Genomic DNA, 23,502 nt, shown 5'->3' on the forward strand with positions numbered 1-23,502 from the left:
CCAGTGAACAGGGGGATCGCGGTGACAACCTCGCTGAAAGGCATACTCTGCATGTGTTTGGGCGTTCTTTTTCTCGCCCTAGGCGACGCCGTTTCCAAGTGGTTAGGTGAAGTGCACTCGCCGCTGCAGATTATTTTCTTCCGTGCCTTGGTGTCGCTACCGTTGATTGCCCTGCTTGCCCATTTTGCCGGTGGATTACGCAAGCTGCGCACGAAACGGCCGGGCGTCCATTTACTGCGCGGCCTGATCTATACCGCCACCATGGTCTGTTTCGTATGGGGGCTGACGCTGCTACCCCTGGCAGAAGCCACGGCGATCGCCTTTGTGGCACCGCTGTTTGTGACCCTGCTTTCGGTGCCATTGCTGGGAGAGCGGATTGACCCACCGGTGCTGATTGCATCTTTAGTTGGTTTTGTGGGGGTACTGATCGTGGTGCGGCCCAACGGCGAGGCGTTTCAGGTGGGTGCGCTGGTATTGGTGGGCGCGGCGCTATTTTATGCGCTGATGATGATTACCGCCCGGCGCTACGGTGCCCGCGAACACCTCTGGGCAATGCTGTTTTATATGACCTGCGTGCCGCTGGTGGTGACAGCGCTAACGCTGCCCTGGGTGTGGCAAACACCTCACCCTTGGCACTGGGTAGGCTTTTTCGCCTCCGGCATCTTGGGCGTTGCGGCCACCGCTTTTATCACCTTGGCCTTTCGGTTTGCCCCTGCGGCCATCGCCGCGCCCTTTGATTACACCGCCATGCTCTGGGCGGTACTGTTGGGCTGGTGGTTTTGGGGTGAAATGCCAGATCTCTGGGTCTGGGTAGGCAGCGCCTTGATAATGGGCAGCGGGCTAGCGGTGGCGTATCACGACCGGCGCACGACCCTGAAACGTCGTCCAACGGCGTGACTATTTGATCTAGGTCACGGAAGCCGTGAGCTTGCCAAAACGACGGGTTTGGGCTGGTTATAATCCAGGCCTTTCATCGCAGCCCGCTGCGAGCCATCGTCCTGATCACGGTGACCGTCTATGCAAGCCCCAGAACGACTTAAGCAAGCTCCCGAACTCCTTTCCCCTGCCGGCACCTTTAAGAACATGCGTTATGCGTTTGCCTATGGGGCTGATGCGGTTTACGCGGGGCAGCCGCGCTACTCTCTCCGGGTGCGCAACAACGATTTTAAAATTGATAACTTACATCGTGGTATCGAGTACGCCCATGCCCGAGGCAAGCAGTTTTACGTTGCCTCCAACATTGCCCCCCACAACAGCAAGCTGAAAACTTACCTCCAGGATATGGCGCCGGTGATTGAGGCAAGGCCCGATGCGCTGATTATGTCGGATCCCGGCCTGATTATGATGGTGCGTGATCGCTGGCCGGAACAAGCCATCCACCTCTCGGTGCAATCGAATGTCGTCAACTGGGCTGCCGCCCAATTCTGGCAGCGGCAAGGTATCAGCCGCATCATTTTGTCCCGGGAGCTGTCACTGGAAGAGATCGGCGAAATACGCGAGCAGTGCCCAGGCTTAGAGATCGAAACCTTTGTTCACGGCGCACTATGTATCGCCTATTCAGGGCGTTGCCTGCTGTCGGGTTACTTCAATCATCGCGACCCTAACCAAGGCACCTGCACCAACGCGTGTCGCTGGAAATACAACACCATAGCGGCAACCCACGATGACACGGGCGACTTAATAGCCGCCCAAGGCAGTGGTAGCGCTGCGGTCGACAGCCCAGACGAGCTCTCGGCCCTGATTGAAGACGCTTCCCGCCCTGGCAAGCTGATGCCTGTTTATGAAGATGAGCACGGCACCTACATCATGAACTCCAAGGATCTGCGCGCGGTGCAGCATGTTGCTCGGCTGACGCAAATGGGCGTGGCATCGCTAAAGATAGAAGGGCGCACCAAGTCTCATTACTACGTCGCGCGTACAGCGCAAGTCTATCGGCAAGCCATTGATGACGCCGTCGCTGGGCGCCCCTTTAACAAACGGCTAATGGATGAACTTGAGAACCTGGCGAATAGAGGCTACACCGAAGGCTTCTATCAACGCCATGTGCACGGCGAGTTCCAAAGCTATGAGCAGGGGCATTCCATCGGCGTTCACCAGCAGTTCGTCGGCGCAGTGCTGGGTTTTGATCCGGCTCGTGGCACGTTGGAAGTCGAGGTTAAAAACCGCTTTGAAGTGGGGGATGGCATGGAGCTTATGTTGCCAGGTGGCAATCACCGCTTCGTGCTTGAGCATATCGAGAACTTACGAGGTGAAGCGCAAAACGCAGCGCCTGGCTCGGGGCATCGCGTTCGAATCCCCCTCCCCAAGGTCAGCATTAGCCCTGAACAGCTTGAGTTTGCGCTGTTAATGCGTGATCTCGCGCCTTCCAGAGGAGCACAACCTGAATCGTTAGGGGTAGCGATCAGCTAAACGCATAAACGTCCATCGCAAGCACACCGTGCTCTACGCTGTGGTGCAGCTGTTTTGCGTCGCCTCCTGCCCCCATGGCCACCAGCAATGGCTGAAAGTGTTCAGGGGTCGGGTGGTTCTTCAGCGCGTTGGGTGCGCGCTCCCAGCTAAGCAGCGCCTCACGATCGTTGGCGATAAGGCGCTCGCTTACCCAAGTGGCAAATTCATCTACCCAGGCGGGCACAGGGCTTTCCTGGGGCATGATTTCATACAGGTTATGGGTCAGGCTGCCCGAGCCGATCACCAAAATCCCCTCTTCCCGCAGAGCCGACAGGCGCTCGCCCAGCGTGGCCAGCTCCGCATTGCTCCAGCGCACCGGAAGCGACAGCGAGACAACCGGCACATTGGCGTCAGGAAACATCAGTGAAAGGGGCACCCAGGCGCCGTGATCCAGGCCGCGCTCTACCCGCTCGGCGCCCAGTAACACGGCCAGTCGTTCGGCCAGTTCAGGTTCGCCAGGGGCGGGATACTGGCACTCGAAAAGCGCCCGTGGGAAGCCGCCAAAATCGTGAATGGTCTCTGGTTTGGCGCTGGTGCTGACCTTAAGCGCCAGGCTCTCCCAGTGCGCTGAGACCACTACCACCGCCTTGGGCGCAAGCTGCCTGCCCAGTTCACGTAGAAAGGCATGAGCCGGGGTTTTATTGAGGGCCAGCATGGGCGAACCATGGGAAATAAACAGGCTAGGTAACATGAGTGAGTCTCCTCAGCAGCATGGCCAACGCTGGCGGTAAGCAAGCGCTGGCAATAGGGTTAGGCGATAGGGTTAGGCGATAGGGTTAGGCGATAGTTTTAGGTGTTAGGCGAATCGGTTACTTAGCACCCAGCGGCCGCTGCCCAGGCCCGCTTGCACGATTAACGCCAGCGTCCAGAACACCGGAAATTCCCAACCGCCGCCGGCATTTGAGAACATCCAGCCGTTGCCAAGATGCACCCACGCAGCGCCAAGCAGTACCGGCACCAGTGCCAGGCTCACCCAGCGGGTATAAACACCCAGAATCAGGGCGGCTCCACCGCCTACTTCGGCAGCAATGGTCAAGTAAGCCAGAAACCCTGGTAAACCCAGTGATTCAAAATAGCCGACGGTGCCCGGCAGGGTAAACACAAACACCTTGAGCAAACCGTGGGCAAGAGCCATCACACCCAGTGCGACGCGCAGTAGTGAGATGGCCTGGGGTTGTAAAGAGTGCTGTACAGAGGGCTGTAGAGGGGGGGCAGAGTGAGTATGTGTTGTCATCGTAGTAGCTTCCATCGAGTGGTTGATAAAGCTACTTTACCGTCGAGTGAGCGTGAGATAATCAGCGTAATTTGCACATCACTGTTGCGTAATGGGCGACAATCCAATGTGCTGCTCCCAAACCGGCGGGTCGCCCCACGCTTCGGTGAGCAGGTCGATGAAGTGTTCAACCTTGGCGGGCAGGTAGCGCCGGGCGGGGTAGAGCGCATGAACATCGAGCAGCACCGCTGGCTCACTGGTCAAGATGGGCACTAAACGCCCGTTGGCGATACTCTCTGTGACCAGAAAGCTGGGTTGCTGAGCGATGCCCAGGCCCGCTTCCGCGGCGTGGGTGAGTACATCGCCGTTATTGCTTTCCAGTGGGCCATTGACCGTCAATGACTGCGTGGCAATCTTCCAGTCAGCGCTCTGTTGGCCGCTGCGGTAGCGCAGGCAGCGGTGCTCGGCAAGGGCGTTAACGCTGCTGGGTTCACCGTGAGCGGCAAGATACGCCGGCGAGGCACAGAACAGCAGGCGGCAACGGGTCAGGCGGCGCGCCACCAGGCTGGAGTCAGGCAGGCTGCCGATACGGATCGCTACGTCGTAACCCTCTTCCAGCAGGTCGACACGGCGGTCGTTCAAATCCAGGCGCACTTCCAGCGCTGGGTGAGTGTGCATAAATTGCGCGACGAGTGGCGCTAGGTAGCGGGTACCAAAGCTCATCGGCCCATTCACGCGCAGCCGCCCGCGCACATCGCTGGTTCCTTGACCCACCTCGGCGGCTGCCTCATCAAGCGCTTGCAGGATCCCTTGGGCTCGGACTAGATAGCGTTCCCCAGCCTCAGTGAGATGGAGCCGTCGCGTGGTGCGTTGTATCAGTCGCGCACCCAATGCCTCTTCCAGTGCCATGACCTGGCGGGATACGCGAGTGCGGGAAATATCCAGCGCTTCAGCAGCGCGGGTATAGCTACCCAGCTCGGCTACCCGCACAAAAGCGACGATATGCTCTAACTGATTCATGACGCCGAAGCGGCTTGGAAAACCTGAAAAGCGCGCGCTGCCTGGTAAGGATCGGGCTGACCACAAATAGCCGATATTACGGCTAAACCGTTTGCTCCTGCCCGCTGTACGCTAATCGCATGATCCGCTTTCAGCCCGCCAATGGCCACGCTGGGCAGTGGGCACGCCTTGACCAGCGCAGCCAAGCCACCAAAGCCGATGGGCTGGGCGTGATCCTGTTTGCTCTCGGTGGCAAACACCGGGCCAATCCCCACATAATCAAGCAGCTCAAACGGCGTGGCTTGCAGCTGAGCGATGGTATTGATCGACAGGCCGATAATTGCCTGTTCTCCTAACAAACGGCGCGCTTCCTGAACGGCGGCGTCGCTCTGGCCGACATGCAGGCCATCGGCCTGGCTTTCCAGTGCCACCTGCAAGCGGTCGTTAATGATCAGCGGGACACCGGTGCCCGCCAGAAGTGCTTTTAGCCGTTTGGCTTGGGCAATCATTTGTTCATCGCTGGCATGCTTGTCACGCAACTGCACGATGGTGACACCGCCTCTTACCGCTGCCTCGACCGTTTGTTCCAAGCCATGGTCTCGGCAGAGCGCGGCATCGGTGACCAAATAGAGCGATAGATCAAGCGGCATGAATTGCCTCCAGCTGGGCATGAGTAGTGAGGTCGTCAGGGGTGAGTTGATACAGCGCATCCAGCAGCGCCACTTGAAAGCTACCAGGCCCCTGGGCGTTAGCACCCGCCCGCTCACCGGCCACGGCAAAGCAGCCCATCGCGGCTGCCGTTGCGCCTAGTGGGGCGTCGCGGTTGGCAGCCACAAAGCCTGCCACTAGCGCGCTCAGCCCACAGCCAAGGGTTGTTACGCGGGGCATCAAAGGGTGGCCACCGTTAATACGGTAGTGCCGTGCGCCGTCCGTTACCCAATCACTTTCGCCGGTCATCGCAACAATACAGCCGTGTTTTTGCGCTAACGCTACCGCGGCGTCCACGGCTTGGTCGGTGGCGGCGGTGGAGTCAACGCCGCGGCCTTGGCTGGCTAAGCCGTTAAGGGCAAGAATTTCAGACGCATTGCCACGAATCACGCTGGGTTTAGCGGCCAGCAGCTTCGCGCACAGCGTTTGGCGATAGCGCGTGGCGCCAACGGCGACGGGATCTAACACCCAGGGAATGGCATGCTGCTCGGCCGTCGCTGTGGCGGTCAGCATCGCATCGGCCCAGTGGGCAGAGATCGTGCCGATATTAATCGACAGCCCCGCGGAAATAGCCGTGAACTCTGCCACCTCTTCAGGCGCATGCAGCATGGCGGGCGAGGCGCCGGTGGCTAACAGCAGGTTGGCAGTGCTGTTCATGGCCACATAGTTGGTCATACAGTGAACCAGCGGGGTGACTGAGCGCAGCGTCTCAAGGTAATCGCCAAGCGAGCGTAGGGTCATAGCATCCTCCCGGCAAGGAGGTGGTAAGCGTTACCACGACTCCCTACGCCGGTGTTATCCGGTTCAGGTTCAAAGGGTGCTTCTCAGCCCACCCGTAACGGAGGGCGCCCCTGTCGAGGGATTACTATCCTTGCCTGAAGTAGCCCTGTAAAGCCCCGGATGCGGACGATGGCAATCTAACGAAACGAAATACGTGTACCGTAGGTAAGCATTTCATCAGGTGTCATCGCTTTACCCTCTACCCCAATCATCTCGTCACCGCACTGGTCGGCGAAAGTCAGCACGCCGTGGGTCAGGCCCAGTTGGCCCAGGGTGTCGCGGATTTCACCGGTGCCCAGAAAAGTACTGACGTGGCCTTTGCTGTCACTCAGGTCAGACACGCCGTTAGCGTGGTGAAAGCGCACTTTGTAAATTCCATCCATCGACTCGACTTCAACAATCGGCGAAAAACCGTTGTGAAGCGCATTGGAAAGCTGTTTCAGGGTCAGGTGGTCACCTAGCGTCATATCGATCGCACTCATGGAAAACTCCTGGTGGACGCCTCAAAGGTGGGGCATCGCTCATGTTGCGGGAACTGCTTTTGTAAAGCTTATGAATAATAAGTGTAGGGTTTTTGTTTAGTATTGCCAGTGCGCTTATTGTTGCCTTGATACCGCGCTGCGTTGGTGAATCCTACATGCTTGTAAGGGCTGGTATTATGGCCCTAAAGCCCCCATGGTAAGCGGTAAGTGAGGCTCAATGGATTCAATGACCAGCATTAGCGACAGGAGAGCAAAATGAGTTTTCAAGGCGAGCAGCATCCCGGCGTCGTGGCCACACCACCCCAAACCCAAGGGTTTCGTTTAAACCACACCATGCTGCGGGTGAAAGACCCTGAGCAGGCGCTGGCGTTCTACTCAAAAGTGTTTGGTATGCAGGTGATGCGGCGGTTGGATTTCGAAGAGATGCAGTTTTCGCTCTACTTCCTGGCCAACCTGGAGCCCAGCGACAGCGTGCCGGAAGATGCGCAAGCGCGTACCGCCTGGACGTTTAGCCAGAAAGGACTGCTGGAGCTGACCCACAACTGGGGAACTGAAAACCAGGAAGATTTCGCCTATCACGATGGCAACGCCGAACCCCAGGGTTTTGGGCATATCTGCTTTAATGTGCCGGATTTGGCAGCGGCCCAGGCGTGGTTCGACGAGCACGACGTCACCTTCGTGAAACGCGCCGATCAGGGCAAGATGAAAGATGTTATCTTCGTTAAAGACCCGGACGGTTACTGGATCGAAGTGATTCAGGCAGACCTAATGGTGGGGAAGAGCGACTCTTGAGGCACACCAATGGCTGAACTACTGTTCCGGCTGCGCCATGTGACCGACGAAGAGGCCATGGAGGTGCGTGATCTGCTGGCCGCCCATGGCTTTGATACCTACGAAACCCAGGCGGGCTTTTTCCGCCTGGGGGTCGATGCTATTTGGCTGCGTAACCCGCATCAGCACGACGCAGCCATCGCGGCGTTAGAGGCCTATCAGGCAGAGCGTCTTGAGCGCGCCCAGCGCGAGCACCAGGCGGCGGTTGAGCGGGGTGACGCCGAGACGCTGTGGCGTCGCTTGGCCGCTCATCCGCTGCAGGTCGTGCTAGTGCTGCTCGCCGTGGGGCTTATTGCCGCCCTTACGCTACTGCCATTCCTGGGCCTATCGCGCGCCTAAGCTGCGGGCAGGTGGCCGCGTTTGAGGTACATCATAACGCCATCATCACCGGCGGTGAGTGCCGGTGCCGCGCCGCTGGGGTAGCGGCACCAGGTGCCTGCGGTGTAACTCTGTTCGCTATCGCTTAGCGTACCTTCCAGTATCAAAAACTCCAGACCACCCCGCAGCGTAGGGTAGGTAATGGAGGTGCCCGCCGACCAGCGCTCCAGGCTGGTGCGCTCCTGCTTGTAGGTGTGCAGCATTTTATAGGCAATGCGCGGGCGCCGGTCTGGCTGCCAGGGCAGCCGGTGAGCAGGCACCGCCAGCTGTAGCGTGTCGTTGGGGTCAAACTGGTGCAGTTTGACAAAGATCAGCGCGCCTTCCTCGCCAATCTGCGGGGTATGGCCGGTGCCAATGGGGTTTCTCAGGTAGCTGCCCGCCGCATAGCGCCCATGCTCATCGGCAAACACGCCTTCCAGAACCAGAATTTCTTCGCCGCCGCCGTGGGTATGCCGCTCAAACTGCGTATTGGGGGCATAGCGCACAAGGCTAGTAGCGCGAGCAACTTCATCACCAATCCGGTCAAACATCATGCGCTCTACCCCCGCGCTGGGGGAGTCGACCCACTGATACTCTTCCGGGGTAACACAGGCAAAGTGGCTAAAATCGGCGTTTAGACGCATGGGAAAGGGCTCTTCGCAGTGAAGGTAAGTGACGGGGGAGGTTGCTAGTCTCCTTATCGACAGCAAAAAATGCAACTTTCGGTTGTTTGATCTCCGTTATATCGCCATAAAAAACACCCCAATCGTTGGATGGATGTCCAACGATTGGGGCGCAGTTCACGAAGGTGGCATCGGGTTGTCTGGCTGCTTGCTTAAGGCGCTTCAGTCAGCGCAGAAAGAATATGGTGTGCCGCTTCGATGCGCGCCTGATTGGGGTAGTTGCGGTTAGCCAACAGCACAATGCCGATTTGCTCGCTGGGTACAAAGGCCACGTAGTCACCAAAGCCGTTGGTAGCGCCCGTCTTGTTATAGAGCGCTTCCTGCCTGGGGGCTAGCGGTGGGGTTAAGCGGTTGACAGGGTTGGGCTGCAAAATCATCTCAAGCGAGTTGCCTGCCAGCAACTGATCGAGCGCCACCGGGTAGGCATAGCTTTCCCAGCCCAGGCCTTGGGTCATATTGCCGATCTCAAAGTAACCCGTGCGCGTAGCGGCCAAGGCTTGGCTTAGTGGCTCATTAAGCTCAGCACCACTCATATTGGCTTCCACCAGCGTGAGCACGTCCGCGGCAGTCGATTTCAATCCGTAGGCCTGGGCATCCAGCATGCCTGGGTTCACCCGGATGGGCTCATCCTCTTTAGAGTAACCATAGGCATAGTTCGCCTGCTGCGCCTCCGGCACCTGAAAGTAGCTATGCTCAAGCCCTAGCGGTGCGAACAGCACCTCCTCCATAGCCATCTCGAAGGGCTGACCAAGGCTTTGTGCGGCAAGATAACCGAACAGGCCCAGGCTTGGGTTGGAGTAGAGCCGGTGGCTGCCAGGGGTGGATTCAGGCTGCCACTGGCGGTAGTAGTCGATCATCGCCTCTTCACTTTGTACTGCGTCGGGAAACTGCAGTGGCAGCTCGCCCGCCGTGTAGGTGCCCAATTCCAGCAGCGTGATCTCATCGAAGGCGCTGTCTTTGAGTTCCGGCAGGTAGCGACTGGCCGGGTCGGAAAGCGAGAGTGCGCCGGTAGCCTGGGCATAGCCAGCGAGTGCAGCCGTGAAAATCTTGCTGATAGAGCCGAGTTCGAACAGCGTCTGATCGGTGACCGGAATCCCCGCCTCTTGATTGGCGAGACCATAATTAAAGTAGTGCTGCTGGCCATTAATGCTAAGCGCGACCGCCATGCCTGGAATACGATGCTCGGCCATCAAAGGCGCGATAGTATCGTTCACCAGCGCCTCAATGTCGGCGCTTTCAGGCGTGCCGGTGGCCCAAGCAGAACCGTTGAGTAGAAGCGAACCTGTCATGATAAGGCCGCAGTTTGCTGCTAACATCTTACGCATACCAAAATCCTGTTGTGAATAATGCCGAGAGAGGATGGAGAGTTATTTCCAGACGCAAAGCACGTGACGGGGGTTAACTTACGGCGCGCTGCGGCAATTCACAAACAGCGATATTTTGCATAAGCCATTAGAAAAATTTGGGGGTCAAGGTGGTGCGTCCCTACCTGCCGTTGAAGGCGCTGCGCGCGTTTGAGGCGTCGGCCAGGCATTTAAGCTTTACCCGCGCGGCAGAAGAGCTTCACGTTACCCAAGCGGCGGTCAGCCACCAGGTAAAGCTGCTCGAAACGCTGTTGAAGGTACCCCTTTTCAAACGTTTGCCGAGGGGGCTAATGCTTACCCAGGAGGGTGAGCTGCTGCTGCCGGTATTGAAGAGTTCATTCGACCAAATCGCCCACACGCTGGAACGGGTGGGCGAGAGCAGCTATCGGGAAGTATTGAACGTCGGCGTTGTGGGGACATTTGCCGTGGGTTGGCTGCTGCCGAGGCTGGGAGATTTTCAGCGCCAGTACCCCTACGTCGATTTACGACTCTCCACCCATAACAACCGCGCGGACATTGCTGGCGAAGGGCTGGATTTTGCGATCCGCTTTGGCACGGGGGCCTGGCACGGTACCGCGGCGCAGCCGCTGCTACCGGCGTCACTCTCGGTAATGTGCATACCCGATATTGCTGCGCGGCTTAAAACACCTGCCGATGTATTAGGCGAGACCTGGCTGCGCTCTTATCGCGCCGACGAGTGGACAGAGTGGCTATTGGCGGCAGGGTTGCCACGCAGCTTTCCGATGACCAACAGCATTGTGTTTGACTCTTCCATCGCCATGGTGGAAGCAGCCTTGCAAGGGGCAGGCGTGGCGCTGGCGCCACCGCTGATGTTCCCCCGCCAGCTGAACAGCGGCGCGCTGGTGCAGCCTTTCGACACCGCTGTTAGCCTGGGAGGTTACTGGCTGACTCGCCTGCAGGCACGCCCGGAAACCCACGCCATGGCGTCCTTCCGGGAGTGGCTGCTCACGGCCATCAATGCCTGAGCAGCGCTATTGACGTTAACGGCTAGTGGCTATGACCATGATCGTCGTGGTCGTGGTCGTGGTCGTGGTCGTGGTCGTGGTCGTTAGAATGACCGTGATCGTCATGACCCGGCTGGGCTAGCGCATCGTGCAGCACCTGCGCATTGTGGCGCATCATACCCAGGTAGGTACTGGCTTCACCCTCTGCTGCCAGAGCATCAGCGTAAAGCGTGCCCGCAATGGGCAGGCCGGTCTCTTCGGCTAGCTGGGTGATGATCGACTGATTGGTCATATTCTCGTGGAACAGCGCCTGCACGTTCTCCTGCTCAATCACATCCACTAGCGACGCCATGCTGGCGCCACTGGGGTCGGCTTCCGTGGAAAGCCCTACCGGCGAGAGAAAGGTTACCCCATAGGCACTTGAGAAGTAGCCAAAGGAGTCGTGGCCGGTAATCACGCTGGTGGAGGCCGGAATTTCGTCAATCAGCGCACGAATCTCGTCGTCTACTTCGGCCATTTCCTGCAAATACTGCTCCGCATTGGCGCGGTAGGCATCGGCGTTATCGGCGTCGGCGGCAATTAAGCCATCGCGGATATTGGCGATATACACTTCGGCTTGGTGCATATCCTGCCAGGCGTGGGGATCTTCATCACCATGATCATGGTCTGCATGCGCGTCGTGGCCAGAGTCGTGATCATCATGCCCGTGATCGTCGTGGTCATCGTGGCCATGGCCGTGATCGTCATGCCCATGCTCGTCATGGCCGGCGAAAGCCAGCGGCTCGATACCGTCGGTCGCGGTCACCAACGCACCCGAGTAGTCGCTGGCGCTAATTAAGCGCTCCATCCAGCCTTCAAACAGCAGGCCGTTGAAAACCACTAAATCAGCATTGGCCAGGGAACGGGCATCGCCGGGGCTGGGGGAGTAAACGTGGGCATCGCCATCGGCAGCCACCAGGGAGGTCACCTCGACATGCTCGCCGCCTACGTTTTCCACCATATCCGCGAGGATAGAGAAACTGGTCACCACCTGAACGCGCTCATTAGCCATGGCAGCAGGCAGCGCCAGCATAGCGGAAACACCCACTAACCAGCGCGACGACCGAGATGATAAATAGGCAAGCGACATACAACACTCCTTACGATAAGCATGAAGACTGATAATTAAGCCCCTTGCTCCACTTCCAGCGGCGTGGTTTTACGCCGCAGCTTGGCTGCCAAGCTGTGGTAGCGACCAAACAGGGCCGAAAAAAGATAACCAAACCCGGCCAGCAGAATAATGCTCGGGCCTGACGGGATATCCAGGTGAAAAGAGAGCAGCAGGCCGCCGGTGCTCGCCACCATGGCCAGTACAATTGCGATGCCGATCAAGCCCTCCAGGCGTTTGCTCCAAAAGCGCGCCGAGGTGGCGGGCAGCATCATTAAACCCACTGCCATTAGCGTGCCCAGGGTTTGAAAGCCAGCGGTTAAATTCAGCACCAGCAGCCCCAAAAACACGCTATGTACCCAGCCGCTGCGGCGGCTTTGGCCGCGTAAAAATAGCGGGTCTAGGCACTCCACTACCAAGGCGCGAAACACCACTGCCAGCGTCACCAAAATCAGCGTACTGATACCCGCGATCAGCAGCAGCGCGGTAGAGTTGATCGCCAGAATCGAGCCGAACAGCACATGGGTAAGGTCAACGCTGCTGCCGCCCAGTGAAATCAGCATCACGCCTGCGGCCAGCGAGATAATAAAAAAGCTCGCCATGGCGGCATCTTCGCGCTGTCCACCCATTTTCGAGACCGCCCCCGCCAGCAGCGCTACCATTAACCCAAACAGCACCCCGCCAATGCTCATAATCGGCAGCGAAAACCCTGCCAGCAGGAACCCCAGCGCAACGCCGGGCAGAATCGCGTGGGCCATGGCGTCGCCGATCAGGCTCATGCCGCGCAGCACCAAAAACACTCCCAGCGGCGGCGCGGCCAACGAAAGCGCCAAACCACCCACCACTGCACGGCGCATAAAGCCGTAATCGAACGGGCTGACAAACCACACATTAAGCAGATCCAGCATGGCGTCCTCCCATGGTAAACGGCACTACCTGAGCGGGTGCGTGTTGATGCGTCAGCGCACTGGGTGCGACCCAGCGGCCATGACCGCCGTTTAGCATCAGCACTTCATCCGCCAGGCGGCGCAGGTGATCCATATCGTGGAGCACGACAATGATCGTCGCACCGTCATCAGCCATCTGGCGCAGGATGCGGATCAAAATATCCACGGTTTCGCTATCCACATTGGCAAACGGTTCATCGAGCAGAAGCAGCTCGGCTTCCTGCATCAGCGTTCGGCCAATCAGCGCGCGCTGGCGCTGGCCGCCGGAAAGCTCACCCAACGGGCGGTGGGCCAAGTGCGAAATGCCCAGCCGCGCCATGATTTCGCGGCCCTTGCGATAGTGCCCCGCACAGTAGCCGGTTAACGCGCCGTGGCTGGGCCAACTGCCGGTCATCACTAACTCTTCCACGCTCATGGGGAAGGTTAGGTCTAACGCCAACTGTTGGGGCAACCACGCTCGGCGCTCTTTCGCGACGGTGCACACCACTTCCCCACTAATAGGCCGAAGTTCGCCCATAATGGCCTGAATAAGCGTGCTTTTACCGGCACCGTTAGCGCCGATCAGCGCGGTAATTGCCCCCGGCTTAAAGTCGCCCTCAAGGTGCTCCAGCACCGTGCGGCGCGCCTGGGCCAAGTGCAGATTGTGCAGCTGTAAACGTGATAAAGAGCGCTGGCTCATCCTAACCACCCGCCAGCCCAAACCACCAAACCCCACAGCGCCAATAGCGGCACGGCAACAAACAGCAGCCGTTTAACAGCCGATAGCGACATCAAGGAGAAGTGGCAGGGGCCCTCCTTGTTGTGGCGGTGCGTATGCTCACTCATCAAGCGGCCTCGTATAATGTCGAATAGGTTATAACATAACGTTTAGCAAAGCTAAAAAATTGCTGGTTATTTTACTCGTTCACGCCGTGCTGGCAACGATAAAGCGCTGGGGGAGAACCGCCGCCAGCGCTATAGAGGAGTATAAAAAAAGAGGAGTGGTGCAGGCCGTTGCGTAAAAGCCTAGTAACGCCAGGTGGCGCCAACTTGCTGGGGCGCCACATGCAGCGCGTACTCGCCGGGGATCGTTATTGGCCCAAGCGATAGATTAGCGGGCTGGAAGCGATTAATCGCGGAAGACGCCTGATTCGGCTGTGTCCAAATTTGCAGTTCGTTAACCAGCATGCCGGTGGCAAAGTTGATCGCACCATCGCTTTCACGACCATCAGCGGCAATCACCGCACCCGCCACGCCATTCACCACGAGCGAACTGACGCGGGCACCCCAGCCGCGGCGCTCACGCTCCGCTTGGGCGAGCTGTAAACCCAGTGCCTGCACGCCACTTAAATCACCGCTGGCTTTCAAACGCTGATACTCGGCCAGTGCTGCAGGGTGCGGCTGGCGGTCGGTCAGCATGCCGCCCACGGCCAGGGCGGATTTCACCACGCCCACCCGAGCATCAAAGCGGTCATCCGGATCGCTCGCCTCGCTGGACTGGTAAGCGTTCACCGCCAGGCTGGTGGCGTAAATGCCCGTCCAGCCCCACTGCCAAATATTGGCGTGGCGTGCGCCGTCCTCAAACACATCATCGTACTCACTCGACTGCCCGTTGGTTTGAGCCTGGGCGTGTGAAGAGACAGGCAGGGCGATCACCAAGGTGGTAACCAACGCGGCAAAAAGACGAAAAACATGCATGATGAAGCGCCTATATAAGGGGTGCAGTAGCGCTAAGCGTAGCACGCAAATCAAATGAGACGAGGGGGCAGGGTGTCGAAGTGTGCATAACCCTTAAAATAGGCGGCTCAGCAAAGTGTGGGAGTTCGAGTCTCTTCATCCGCAGTTCGCTGCCTGCCAGGCAGTTTTGAAGCTAGATTTAAGTGTGCCCTTGGCACTGCTGCGCCTGAGGCTGACGCAGCGCTAAAGTAGCTTGAACGCTTCATTGTATTTCGCCACGAAAAACACCCCAATCATTGGATGAATGTCCAACTTTTGGGGTGCAGTTCAATGCTAGGGCTTTAATCTTCTTGCGGCGGTGATTCTAGGGCGCGTTTGTCGTCAGGTACCCGGACGATGTGGCCGACTTCCAGTTTGTTGTGGCTTTGGTGGCGGCTGCCGTCGGTGTCGATGATGGCGGCGACTTCGCCAATGCTGACCGCGTCATCTTCTCGGTAGGCTTCTACTTTGATGCGCACCATGGCGCCTTGGTAGCGGGCGGAAATAACGTCGCCTGGGTCGGGTTGGCTGCTTTGATCCGGGTGTTTCTTAAAGTACTGCATAACACTGGCGTTGCCGGGTTCATCCCATTCGATATGCTGATGCATCGCTGTCTTCCTTGTCTAGTGAGTGGCGTGATGAGTGTTGCTTCAGTGTAGTGCCTTAACGGGGTTGTGTGTGCTATTCGTCGACCGCCATATTCATTTCCATCTCTGAGCTGTTTTCCTGCCCTACGTACTGAAAGAGAAAGTTTAGCGCAGCTGGAAGGCTGGCCCGCCATACGCGCCAAGTGTGGCCGCCGGGGTAGAGGTCGAGGCGGACATCGTTGGGTTGGATGCGCTCCATGGCTTGGCGCAGGATGCGGGCGTGAAATTCAGCGTCATAAACGTCGCTTCGCCCAGCGCTGATATACAGCGGCACGGGGGAAAGATCGCCCTCTTCCTCGGTGCCGCGGGGGGTTACGCGCAGGCGATACTCTTCCAGGTAGTTGGTGTAGTTGAGGTTTTGCCACAGCTCGCGATCAAATTGGCCCTGGTCATTGATAAATGAGGGGTGGCGCCAGGCGGTGGAGTTTCGCGGCGGCAGGGGGGCGTAGCTGGCGGGGCTTAATGCGGCTACCGCGGCAAACAGTTCAGGCCGCTCCAGAGCAAAATTGAGCGCGCCGTAGCCACCGGCAGAGAGGCCCGCCACGCCACGCAGGTGGCGCTCTTGTCCCACTCGGTAGGTCGCTTCCACGTGGGGCATTAGGTCGTTAAAAAACGCGCTTCGGGCGGGTTCATTGTGGCCATCCACCCACCAGCTGCGGCTGCCGGGCATAATGAAAACTGTCGGAGGAATATGCCCGGCGCGAATTAACCTATCCGCCACCTGTTGCAAATTGCCGCGAGAAACCCAGTCGCGGTCAGTACCAAAAGAGCCGTGCAACATATAAACGACCGGGTACGCGTCTGTCGCTTGGTCGTCATAATTGTCGGGTAAATAAATACTATAGGGGTAGTCGTAACCTAGCGTGGGCGAGAAAAACTGATGATGTTCAACCTCGCTGGCCAAACTATGGCCACTGAACGTTAGCCAGCCAATCAATGCCGTCATTAGGGCGTTAAAGCGGTAGGAAAGAACGGGTGGCTTGAGGGTGAACACTTTTCCTCCGGGAATTAAAACTGTTCAAAAAGGTCGGACAGCGCGAAGGCTTTGATTGTTCAGCATAGCCATATAAGACAGCCAGTTAGCAAAGCTATTCATCATCGCCATTCAAAATGCCAGGGTAGGAGTAGGTAGCGGCGGGAGGCCCAGTGCGGAAAATAGAAGAGATCTATTGGTTGCGTGCTTACGGCTGTATAGCCGTTTTTTTGTTTCACTTACTAGATCACGTCAATCAACGCCTCGATAACGTTGCTATCGATTTGATGCGCATACCGCTGGTCTTGGGTACGCCAATTTTCCTGTTTATTGCTGTCTTTGTGTTTGCCGTTCGCTACGACAAAGCCGTGCCGGAAGGCTTTCTTGCCCAGCGCGTGAAGTATGTGATGGTGCCGTACTTTGTGTATGGTTTTATTTATTCGACGGCAGAATGGGCGAGGCTGCAGACATCAGATGAGCCGGTGGGATTGTTAGCCAATGCCATTGAGTATTATGTCTACGCGGGCTGGCATGGCTATTTTTTGATCATTGCCATGCAGTTTTACGTGGCTTATTGGCTGTTTACCCGTTGGCAGCTATGGCGTTTAAACCCGGTGCCTTGGCTGTGGGGCGCTTGTGTGATCAGCATGGCGTATTGGGGTCTGGCTTACTGGTTTGACGTTGACCTGCCCGGCTATCTGCTGTGGATTGCCCCGCTGGGGTGGATCTACGTGTTTTTCCTGGCGCTGGTGTTGGTGCGCTATTACCCGTTAGCCCCTGAAGGCTTGTTACTAGAGCAGCCTACCTGGATGCAGCAAATGGCCCGCCCGCTATGGCTGGGGCTGTTAGTGGTGCTGATTGTCGCCGCCACCTTTGCTGGCTGGCTAGCGTTCTCTTCCAAAGAGGTATGGGTAATCCCGTTCTTTGTGTTGTTTACGCTCTGCGCTATGCGTTACTTGGCCGGGCGGCCTGCGCCTTTGTGGGTGCGTCACGTCAATGCCTATTCGTTCGGTATTTACTTGGCTCACCCCATGTTCTTTGTGCTCACCGATCTGGTGGTCGAGCCGTTATCGTTACCCGTTGGCATATATGCGCTATTGCTTATGGTGGTTGGTGTCGTTGGTTCAGTGGGGCTGAATAAACTGGCCAATACCACCACGCTCGGTGCGATGCTGTTCGGCAAGCGGTTGAAGGTAAGTTAGCAAGGGTAGGTCAGTAAGGAGTAGCCAGTAAAAAATGTTAGAGGAGAGCGGCAGAAAGCGTATCAGGGCGGTGTCGTGAAAGCCGCATCGGATGCGTTAGGCTGCACGGAGGGGGCTGGCTCCTCCGCTTGGCTCAGTAGGTGTCCGCTGTAGGTTTTCAAACGAGTGGGGCAGGTGTGTAAACGCTGCAGAAAATCGTCTATCGCGCTGTCATCGTCCAGCTCAGGGTCAAACCCACCCAAGCGTTCAAGCCAGGCTCGCCTAACGGCAATGTAGGGCGGGAATATCAAGGCGCTGGCCATCAAGCGCCGCAGGATACGCTCCGGCAGCGATGGCTGGGGAAGGCCGATAATCAAGGCGTCAAGGGTGTAGGTGTTGAGCTGGGGATAAAGCGCACCCCATAGGTCGGCTGGCAGCGGTTTTTTCTGCAGCGCGATGATGAGCCACTCCGCTTGGCTGGAAGACGCGGCTTTATTGAGGCGAGCTCCCAGAGGCCGCGCTGGCGTAATCAGCGAGTGAGTGTGGTAACGCTGCTCAATAGCACTCAGGCGCTCTTGGGCTTGAGTGGCCGTCACCAAAATGGGCAGCAAGTGGTCGGCAACACCGGATTTACGTATGGATTTTAAGTGGCGTGGCAACATCTCACCCGTCACCATGGCATCAACGATAAAGCAGACCGATCCCATTTGCCGACTCCGATTGTGAGCAAACCTATCAAATTGTAATTTATTGTAGTATCCGGTTTATTTGGGTAGCAAGTAAAAAAGCTTGCGAGCTAAAAATGAGAGCTCAGCATTCTCTGTGCACCATAAGTGGGCGCGAGAGACTATTTTTGTTCTATTTTGGTGCGTTATGGGGTTTTTACATGACTGTGAAAGCTCTGTTTCGCCGGTATGCGTCATCAAGTGGCATTGGAGTCCATTTTTTAATGTTTATAAAACAAATGGTTGTTGTCTTTTCATGCCATATTGGTGCAGTGTTGGCATGCTCTCTGCATTGTATTTGCAAGCGGCTAGCGGGCCGTAGGCATAAGCCTTACGGCGTGCTAAAACGATAGCCGGTCTGAAATGCTCGCTGAGCGATTTGTGAATCAATGTCAGACAAACGTTGAGCGAACAAGAATGACAAACGTGCGGTTAAGCACGTATTTTGTCGAACAACACTTTTATCGGTAGCTTACTGTCGTTAGCTTTAAGCCACGCTCATACCGGAGGACACTATGTCAGCCAAGACTCTCGCGCTAATTGAAGAACACGATGTTAAATGGGTAGACCTGCGTTTCACCGACACTCGCGGTAAAGAGCAGCACGTGACCGTGCCTGCGCGAGATGTGAATGAAGAATTCTTCGAAAATGGCCAAATGTTCGATGGCTCTTCTATTGAAGGTTGGAAGGGCATTAACGAATCCGACATGATTCTGCGTCCGGAAGATGGCACGGGTTACCTCGACCCCTTCACCGAAGATGCCACGCTGGTACTGCGCTGTGACATCATCGAGCCGGCCACTATGCAAGGCTATGATCGTGACCCGCGCTCTATCGCTAAGCGTGCAGAAGCTTACCTGCAGTCAACTGGCCTGGGCGACACCGCGTTCTTCGGTCCTGAGCCTGAATTCTTTATCTTTGACGAAGTGCATTGGAAGTCTGATATCCAGGGTTCCATGTACAAAATCACTTCCGAGGAAGGTGCTTGGGCAACCGATAGCCAAGTAGAAGGCGGCAACCTGGGTCACCGCCCGCGCGTTAAAGGCGGCTACTTCCCGGTTCCTCCGGTCGACAGCTTCCACGATATTCGTGGTGCAATGTGTAACACCCTGGAAGCGATTGGTCAGACCGTCGAGGTGCACCACCACGAGGTTTCCAACGCAGGCCAGAACGAAATCGGCGTTAGATTCAACACGCTGGTGAAGAAAGCTGACGAAGTTCAGGAAATGAAGTACGTGATCCACAACGTGGCGCATGCTTACGGCAAAACGGCCACCTTTATGCCGAAGCCGCTGGTCGGTGATAACGGTTCGGGCATGCACGTACACCAGTCGTTCTGGAAAGATGGCAACAACCAGTTCGCCGGTGACGAGTACGCTGGCCTGTCTGAAATGGCGCTTTTCTACATCGGCGGCATCATCAAGCACGCCCGTGCCCTGAACGCCTTTACTAACGCTTCTACCAACTCGTACAAGCGTCTGGTGCCTGGCTTCGAAGCGCCGGTCATGCTGGCCTACAGTGCCCGTAACCGTTCTGCTTCAATCCGTATTCCTTACACCGCTAGCCCGAAAGGCAAGCGTGTTGAAGCGCGCTTCCCTGATCCGACTGCCAACCCCTACCTGGCGTTCTCTGCCATGTTGATGGCGGGTATCGACGGTATCAAGAACAAGATCCACCCTGGCGATGCCATGGACAAAAACCTGTACGACCTGCCGCCAGAAGAAGGCAAGTCAGTACCGACTGTGGCGCACAGCCTGGATCAAGCACTGGAAGCCCTCGACGCTGACCGTGCGTTCTTGACCGAAGGCGGCGTGTTTACTGACGAAATGATCGATGCCTACATCGAACTCAAGATGGAAGAAGTGGAGCGTATTCGTATGACCACTCACCCCATCGAGTTTGATATGTACTACAGCTGTTAATCAGCGTTACTCGCCCCTGGCTGTTACTATCAGCCAGGCGGTGGTAACAATGATTGCTAAGAGAACCCCGCTACGGCGGGGTTTTTTGTTATTAGGGGCTTAGAAGCGTGGCAAGGAGAGCTATGAGCAAAATCAATACAGTAGCGATAAGCAGTGTGCTGGTAGCTCTCTTAGGCGTGGGAGTAGTGGTTAGCACGGCGTTCGGGCAGACGGTTTATCGGGTGACCGATCAGCACGGCAACGTTACCTTTACCGATAACCCAGGTAGCGGTGGCGAGGCGTTGGAATTAGCGCCGTTGCCCAGCCTGCCGCCTGCGTTAAGCGCTGCTCTCACCAACCCCAATCCAAGTGCAGCCTCGCCCGCCGCTGTACGGCCACGCGGTAAACCGGGGCAGCCCTTTATGCCCTACGACCATTTTTCGATCGCTCTGCCCCAGCAAGGCGCACAGGTGGAAGAAGGAATGACCGCGGTGGAGGTGACTGTTGCGCCACCGTTGCGCGACGACCATCAGGTGCGGCTGTTGGTGAATGGCGAGATTAGCCAGACAGCGCTGCACAGCGATGTCTTCTGGTTAACGGGCCTAACCACGGGGCGATACGAGCTCCAGGCAGAGCTGCTGGATAGCAGCCAGCGTTTGCAGCACCGCACGGCAGCGGTGACGATTACGGTTCCTTAAAAAACGCCTTCATCAACGCGATTAGAAAAGCGCAATCAGAAAAAACAGGCCTATATATTTCTTTCCAAAACCTGTATGCACTAAAGTGGTGCATTGCCAGGGGCGTTTGGCACGACAAGTGCGCTAAAACGATCCACCCGCTTCCGTTGCGATGCCCGCAAGCCGTGCAAATGGGCATCAATGCATAGTTGGCGCGCTTTTTGCAGCTTCCTCATTGATCATCCACCTGTAGGTCTGTATCGGCGATGGAAGACGCGATTTTTCAGGACACCACCATGCATCAGCGTTTGCTTGAACATCTCACCACGGCGGTACTGCTGCTAGACGGCGAACTGCGTGTGCGCTGGATGAACCCTGCCGCTGAAGCGTTGCTAGCGGTCAGCCTTAGCCGTGTTCACGGCATTAGCCTGGACACGCTACTCGGCGGGGATGAAAGCATTGACGATGTATTGGCCAAGGCGCGGGATGCGTTTCACCCCTATACCCAGCGTGAAGCGCGGATTACCCCGCTGAATAGCGAGCCGCTCACCGTGGACTACACAGTGACGCCGTTATCCGACGATGAGCTGCTGCTGGAAGTGGAGCCGCGGGATCGGCTGATGCAGATCTCTCGGGAAGAGGCGTTGACCACTCGCCAGGAGACCATCAAGGTGCTGGCCCGCGGGCTCGCCCATGAAGTCAAAAATCCGTTAGGTGGCATTCGCGGGGCGGCGCAGCTATTAGAGCGGGATCTAGACGACCCGGCTCTGCGCGAATATACCCATATTATTGTGGAGGAGGTGGATCGGCTGCGCGATCTGGTCGACTCCATGCTCGGACCTAACCGGATGCTTAAACACGAGCCGGTCAATATTCATAAAGTGCTGGAGCGAGTGCGGGCGCTGCTGATTGCCGAACACCCTTGTGTGACCATCAGCCGTGATTACGATCCCAGCTTGCCCGACCTTTCCGGCGATGAGTCGCAAATGATTCAGGCAGTGCTCAACGTGGCCCGTAATGCGGTGCAGGCCATGAGTGATGCGCAAACGCCGGAACCTTGCTTAATACTGCGCACCCGCGCCCGTCGCCAGTTTACCCTTGGTGCTGAACGCCACCGGCTGGTGAGTGAAGTCGCGGTCATCGATAACGGCCCTGGGGTTCCGATAGCGCTGCAGGAAACGCTGTTTTACCCCATGGTGTCGGGACGCGCGGAAGGCAGTGGTCTTGGGCTTTCTATCGCCCAGTCGATTTTGCATCAGCATCAAGGATTGATCGAATGCGACTCACGCCCTGGACACACCGAATTTCGTTTACTGATTCCCATGGTTATTAATTACACCGGAGAAGCGTCATGACTGAGGCTGCACGTAATGATGTTGCGCGGGTGGTCATTGTCGATGATGACCGCGCTATCCGCTGGGTGTTGGAGCGCGCCTTGGCGCAACCCGACCTTGACGTTGAGTGTATCGAGCGCGCCGACGTTGCCCTGACGCGTTTGTTGGAAAACCCACCCGACGTGCTGGTCACCGATATTCGTATGCCGGGTATCGATGGGCTGGATCTCATGTCCCGGGTACGCGAAGCGCATCCTGACTTGCCGGTGATCGTGATGACCGCGCACTCCGACCTGGACAGCGCCGTAGCCTCGTATCAGGGCGGGGCGTTTGAATACCTACCCAAGCCGTTTGATGTTGACGAAGCCCTGGCGCTGGTGCGCCGCGCCGTGGCCCACGCTCGGGAGCGCCAGCGTCCAGTCGCCGTGCCGGAAGGTTTAAACGCCGAGATTATCGGTGAAGCGCCCGCCATGCAGGAGGTGTTTCGCGCCATTGGCCGCCTTTCTCACTCCCACATCACGGTGTTGATTAACGGGGAATCGGGTACCGGTAAAGAGCGCGTTGCCCAGGCGCTTCATCAGCACAGTCCGCGAGCGGGCAAGCCGTTTATTGCTCTCAACATGGCGGCGATTCCTCGCGACTTGATTGAGTCTGAGCTGTTTGGTCACGAGAAGGGCGCGTTTACCGGTGCGGCCCAGCAGCGCCAGGGGCGATTTGAGCAGGCTAACGGCGGCACGCTGTTTTTGGACGAAATAGGCGATATGCCCGCTGAAACTCAAACGCGGCTATTGCGCGTGCTGGCCGATGGCGAGTTTTATCGCGTTGGCGGGCATACCCCGGTCAAAGTGGATGTACGCATTATTGCTGCCACCCACCAAAACCTTGAGGTGTTGGTGGACGACGGCCGCTTCCGGGAGGATTTGTTTCACCGCTTGAACGTGATCCGTATCCACCTGCCCAAGCTTGCCGAGCGCCGTGAAGACATTCCGCGCTTAACGCGGCACTTTTTAGCCGAAGCGGCGAAAGAGCTGACCACGGACATCAAGGTGCTGACCAGCGAAGCGGAAGCCCACTTAACGCGTTTGCCTTGGCCCGGCAACGTGCGCCAGTTAGAAAATATCTGCCGTTGGCTCACCGTAATGGCGTCAGGGCGTGAAATTCTGGTTGAAGATCTTCCGCCGGAGCTGCGTTCACCCAGTGCTTCGGAAAGCAGCGCCCACGGCGATTGGCGCACGGCGTTTCGCGACTGGGCGGATCATGCCCTGGCTGAAGGCCATACTCATCTGCTGGAAGAAGCGGTGCCCGATTTTGAGCGGATTCTGATTGAGACAGCGCTAAAACATACCGGCGGGCGTAAAGGTGAAGCCGCTGAGCTGCTGGGCTGGGGGCGCAATACGCTCACGCGTAAACTGAAAACACTATTACCGGCGCTCGCTGATGAGTAA

At 57.3% G+C, this 23,502-nt stretch carries 26 protein-coding genes and 1 riboswitch; of the genes, 10 read left to right on the plus strand and 16 right to left on the minus strand.

Annotation, left to right across the window (positions count from 1 at the left end; translation table 11 throughout):
- Positions 1-21: 21 nt before the first annotated feature.
- Both KF947_RS12690 and yegQ read left to right on the plus strand, forming a co-directional pair.
- On the plus strand, positions 22-897 hold the full coding sequence (locus tag KF947_RS12690) for a DMT family transporter (protein WP_227404096.1): 876 nt from the start codon (positions 22-24) through the stop codon (positions 895-897).
- Positions 898-1,017: 120 nt separating this feature from the next.
- Complete coding sequence (gene yegQ, locus KF947_RS12695) at positions 1,018-2,409, plus strand: tRNA 5-hydroxyuridine modification protein YegQ (RefSeq protein ID WP_227404097.1); 1,392 nt, start codon at positions 1,018-1,020, stop codon at positions 2,407-2,409.
- On the opposite strand, the gene KF947_RS12700 is transcribed toward yegQ, so the two are convergent.
- The 6 genes from KF947_RS12700 to KF947_RS12725 all read right to left on the minus strand — a co-directional run bounded on the left by KF947_RS12700 (position 2,402) and on the right by KF947_RS12725 (position 6,630).
- Positions 2,402-3,139, minus strand: a complete 738-nt coding sequence (locus tag KF947_RS12700; protein WP_227404098.1) for a DODA-type extradiol aromatic ring-opening family dioxygenase — start codon at positions 3,137-3,139, stop codon at positions 2,402-2,404. The two genes, yegQ and KF947_RS12700, sit on opposite strands and share 8 nt — an antisense overlap.
- A 105-nt stretch (positions 3,140-3,244) precedes the next feature.
- Positions 3,245-3,682 (minus strand): DoxX family protein, encoded by a 438-nt coding sequence (locus KF947_RS12705; protein WP_227404099.1) that lies wholly within the window; start codon positions 3,680-3,682, stop codon positions 3,245-3,247.
- A gap of 78 nt (positions 3,683-3,760) precedes the next feature.
- Positions 3,761-4,681 carry a LysR family transcriptional regulator gene (locus KF947_RS12710; protein WP_227404100.1) on the minus strand — a complete coding sequence of 307 codons (921 nt, stop codon included), beginning with the start codon at positions 4,679-4,681 and terminating at the stop codon, positions 3,761-3,763.
- A complete protein-coding gene (thiE, locus tag KF947_RS12715; protein ID WP_227404101.1) occupies positions 4,678-5,310 on the minus strand; it encodes a thiamine phosphate synthase in 633 nt (210 codons plus the stop codon). Before thiE ends, KF947_RS12710 begins: the two co-directional genes overlap by 4 nt.
- Complete coding sequence (gene thiM / locus KF947_RS12720) at positions 5,300-6,109, minus strand: hydroxyethylthiazole kinase (RefSeq protein ID WP_227404102.1); 810 nt, start codon at positions 6,107-6,109, stop codon at positions 5,300-5,302. Before thiM ends, thiE begins: the two co-directional genes overlap by 11 nt.
- A 23-nt stretch (positions 6,110-6,132) precedes the next feature.
- A riboswitch (TPP riboswitch) is annotated at positions 6,133-6,231 on the minus strand.
- A gap of 54 nt (positions 6,232-6,285) precedes the next feature.
- Complete coding sequence (locus KF947_RS12725) at positions 6,286-6,630, minus strand: hypothetical protein (RefSeq protein WP_227404103.1); 345 nt, start codon at positions 6,628-6,630, stop codon at positions 6,286-6,288.
- A 255-nt stretch (positions 6,631-6,885) separates the two neighbouring features.
- Here KF947_RS12725 and gloA point away from each other — a divergent pair, with 255 nt between their 5' ends.
- Both gloA and KF947_RS12735 read left to right on the plus strand, forming a co-directional pair.
- On the plus strand, positions 6,886-7,422 hold the full coding sequence (gene gloA, locus KF947_RS12730; RefSeq protein WP_227404104.1) for a lactoylglutathione lyase: 537 nt from the start codon (positions 6,886-6,888) through the stop codon (positions 7,420-7,422).
- A 9-nt stretch (positions 7,423-7,431) separates the two neighbouring features.
- Positions 7,432-7,800, plus strand: coding sequence for a DUF6164 family protein (locus KF947_RS12735; protein ID WP_227404105.1), 369 nt, complete (start codon positions 7,432-7,434; stop codon positions 7,798-7,800).
- Here the strand turns inward: KF947_RS12735 and KF947_RS12740 are convergent.
- Both KF947_RS12740 and ampC read right to left on the minus strand, forming a co-directional pair.
- Complete coding sequence (locus KF947_RS12740) at positions 7,797-8,462, minus strand: cupin domain-containing protein (RefSeq protein ID WP_227404106.1); 666 nt, start codon at positions 8,460-8,462, stop codon at positions 7,797-7,799. The two genes, KF947_RS12735 and KF947_RS12740, sit on opposite strands and share 4 nt — an antisense overlap.
- Positions 8,463-8,653: 191 nt before the next feature.
- The gene (gene ampC, locus KF947_RS12745) at positions 8,654-9,826 is read right to left on the minus strand and encodes a class C beta-lactamase (protein WP_133731684.1); all 1,173 of its coding nucleotides are present in this window, start codon (positions 9,824-9,826) and stop codon (positions 8,654-8,656) included.
- A gap of 149 nt (positions 9,827-9,975) precedes the next feature.
- Here ampC and KF947_RS12750 point away from each other — a divergent pair, with 149 nt between their 5' ends.
- Positions 9,976-10,851, plus strand: coding sequence for a LysR family transcriptional regulator (locus KF947_RS12750; RefSeq protein WP_133731683.1), 876 nt, complete (start codon positions 9,976-9,978; stop codon positions 10,849-10,851).
- 22 nt (positions 10,852-10,873) lie between these two features.
- Here KF947_RS12750 and KF947_RS12755 read toward each other — a convergent pair whose 3' ends face one another.
- From KF947_RS12755 to KF947_RS12785, 7 genes are all read right to left on the minus strand, one after another.
- Positions 10,874-11,959, minus strand: coding sequence for a metal ABC transporter solute-binding protein, Zn/Mn family (locus tag KF947_RS12755; protein ID WP_227404107.1), 1,086 nt, complete (start codon positions 11,957-11,959; stop codon positions 10,874-10,876).
- 35 nt (positions 11,960-11,994) lie between these two features.
- Positions 11,995-12,885 carry a metal ABC transporter permease gene (locus KF947_RS12760; protein WP_227404108.1) on the minus strand — a complete coding sequence of 297 codons (891 nt, stop codon included), beginning with the start codon at positions 12,883-12,885 and terminating at the stop codon, positions 11,995-11,997.
- On the minus strand, positions 12,869-13,603 hold the full coding sequence (locus tag KF947_RS12765; RefSeq protein ID WP_133731680.1) for a metal ABC transporter ATP-binding protein: 735 nt from the start codon (positions 13,601-13,603) through the stop codon (positions 12,869-12,871). Before KF947_RS12765 ends, KF947_RS12760 begins: the two co-directional genes overlap by 17 nt.
- Positions 13,600-13,749, minus strand: a complete 150-nt coding sequence (locus KF947_RS12770) for a hypothetical protein (RefSeq protein WP_166650368.1) — start codon at positions 13,747-13,749, stop codon at positions 13,600-13,602. The genes KF947_RS12765 and KF947_RS12770 overlap by 4 nt, the downstream gene beginning before the upstream one ends.
- A gap of 180 nt (positions 13,750-13,929) precedes the next feature.
- Positions 13,930-14,601 (minus strand): hypothetical protein, encoded by a 672-nt coding sequence (locus tag KF947_RS12775; RefSeq protein ID WP_227404109.1) that lies wholly within the window; start codon positions 14,599-14,601, stop codon positions 13,930-13,932.
- A gap of 320 nt (positions 14,602-14,921) precedes the next feature.
- Positions 14,922-15,227, minus strand: a complete 306-nt coding sequence (locus KF947_RS12780; protein ID WP_133731678.1) for a hypothetical protein — start codon at positions 15,225-15,227, stop codon at positions 14,922-14,924.
- Between the two features lie 73 nt (positions 15,228-15,300).
- The gene (locus KF947_RS12785; RefSeq protein ID WP_227404110.1) at positions 15,301-16,260 is read right to left on the minus strand and encodes an alpha/beta hydrolase; all 960 of its coding nucleotides are present in this window, start codon (positions 16,258-16,260) and stop codon (positions 15,301-15,303) included.
- A 152-nt stretch (positions 16,261-16,412) separates the two neighbouring features.
- On the opposite strand from KF947_RS12785, the gene KF947_RS12790 reads away from it, so the two are divergent.
- Positions 16,413-17,441, plus strand: coding sequence for an acyltransferase family protein (locus KF947_RS12790; protein WP_227404111.1), 1,029 nt, complete (start codon positions 16,413-16,415; stop codon positions 17,439-17,441).
- 62 nt (positions 17,442-17,503) lie between these two features.
- On the opposite strand, the gene KF947_RS12795 is transcribed toward KF947_RS12790, so the two are convergent.
- The gene (locus tag KF947_RS12795; RefSeq protein WP_133731675.1) at positions 17,504-18,127 is read right to left on the minus strand and encodes a hypothetical protein; all 624 of its coding nucleotides are present in this window, start codon (positions 18,125-18,127) and stop codon (positions 17,504-17,506) included.
- 533 nt (positions 18,128-18,660) lie between these two features.
- Here KF947_RS12795 and glnA point away from each other — a divergent pair.
- The 4 genes from glnA to ntrC all read left to right on the plus strand — a co-directional run bounded on the left by glnA (position 18,661) and on the right by ntrC (position 23,502).
- On the plus strand, positions 18,661-20,067 hold the full coding sequence (glnA, locus tag KF947_RS12800) for a glutamate--ammonia ligase (RefSeq protein ID WP_133731674.1): 1,407 nt from the start codon (positions 18,661-18,663) through the stop codon (positions 20,065-20,067).
- Between the two features lie 122 nt (positions 20,068-20,189).
- Positions 20,190-20,744, plus strand: a complete 555-nt coding sequence (locus tag KF947_RS12805) for a DUF4124 domain-containing protein (RefSeq protein ID WP_227404112.1) — start codon at positions 20,190-20,192, stop codon at positions 20,742-20,744.
- Between the two features lie 275 nt (positions 20,745-21,019).
- Entirely contained in the window at positions 21,020-22,078 is a 1,059-nt protein-coding gene (gene glnL / locus KF947_RS12810) for a nitrogen regulation protein NR(II) (RefSeq protein WP_133731672.1), read from the plus strand.
- Positions 22,075-23,502, plus strand: a complete 1,428-nt coding sequence (gene ntrC / locus KF947_RS12815) for a nitrogen regulation protein NR(I) (protein WP_133731671.1) — start codon at positions 22,075-22,077, stop codon at positions 23,500-23,502. Before glnL ends, ntrC begins: the two co-directional genes overlap by 4 nt.

Origin of the sequence: Halomonas sp. FeN2, assembly GCF_020595105.1 — a bacterium.
GTDB lineage: Bacteria > Pseudomonadota > Gammaproteobacteria > Pseudomonadales > Halomonadaceae > Vreelandella > Vreelandella neptunia.